The organism is Streptomyces sp. NRRL F-4489, from assembly GCF_001509485.1.
Lineage (GTDB): Bacteria > Actinomycetota > Actinomycetes > Streptomycetales > Streptomycetaceae > Streptomyces.
In genome coordinates this window covers 1-322 of record NZ_LLZI01000195.1, presented here as the reverse complement: position 1 = coordinate 322, position 322 = coordinate 1, and the positions used below count along the sequence as shown (strand labels likewise).

Below are 322 nucleotides of genomic sequence, written 5' to 3'. Positions count from 1 at the left end.
GGGCCTGGGGGGTCGGGGGCTGGGGATGGCCCTGGGGCCGGTGCGGGCCCTGGTGCTGGTGCGGGCCCTGGTGCCGGTCGCGGCGGGAGGGGTCGCGGGAGACCGCGCGGTCCATGGCCTCGGCCGCGATGCCGGCGGCGGCCTCCCGGGTGCGGGCGCCGAGGAGTTCGGCCCGGATGGCGCCGCCGGCCGCCAGGTGGCGGTCGTAGGGCAGCGGCAGCACCGCCGCGCCACCAGCGCCCAGGTGCGCGGCGGCCCGGCGGACGTCGACGCCGCTGTCCGGCGAGGGGTGGGTGAGGACCACGACCGTGGTCGGCAGCAG

Annotated in this window: 1 pseudogene; it reads right to left on the bottom strand. The window is 81.4% G+C overall.

The annotated features are described in order from the left end of the window. Positions 1-322, bottom strand: a pseudogene (locus ADL22_RS15210) (hypothetical protein); the annotation flags it as partial.